General features: G+C 33.7%; 1 protein-coding gene. It reads left to right on the top strand.

Going from position 1 to position 620, the window contains the following annotated elements:
* Positions 1-620, top strand: a 620-nt coding sequence (locus D0817_RS25780) for a Mu transposase domain-containing protein (protein WP_438590680.1), incomplete at both ends; no start/stop codon positions are given.

Raw genomic sequence — 620 nt, 5'->3', positions numbered from 1 at the left:
AAATACTCAAGATTAGATTTGTTTAATGAGATAGAAAAAGAAGCACTATCATTTTTACCTGTTAATCCCTATCAGCTCAAAGGTTTTGCTAAAGCAACCGTTCATAAATCCAGCCATGTTTATCTCAATAAAGACAAACACTATTATAGTGTGCCTTTTATTTATATGGGCAAGAAAGTATTGATTATTTACAGCAAAACTACCATTGAGATTTATCATGGGCAGCGCATAATAGCCAGTCATCAGAGAGACTACTCCAAATATCTTTATACAACAAATAAAGAACACATGCCCACATCACATCAGTTTGTGGCAGAGTGGAATCCCGAGAGATTTATCCAATGGGGAGCTTCTGTTGGAGAATTTTGCAAATCATTTATTATACAAATATTAGATAAAAAACAGCACCCTGAGCAATCTTATAAGTCCTGTACCGGCGTGTTAAGTTTAGCCAAAAAAGTAGGCAATGACAGATTAAATAATGCCTGTAAAAGAGCGATGGATTATGAAAAAATAAATTACCCAATCATCAAATCTATCCTGGAGAAAGGATTAGACTTCATTGATGAAGATCCTGCTATTGAAGATAAAGAAATACCAATACATAATAATATTAGAGG

The organism is Flavobacterium cupreum, from assembly GCF_003996965.1.
Taxonomy (GTDB): domain Bacteria; phylum Bacteroidota; class Bacteroidia; order Flavobacteriales; family Flavobacteriaceae; genus Flavobacterium; species Flavobacterium cupreum.
The sequence above is the reverse complement of the archived record's forward strand: the minus strand, read 5'-3'. Positions and strand labels throughout refer to the sequence as shown.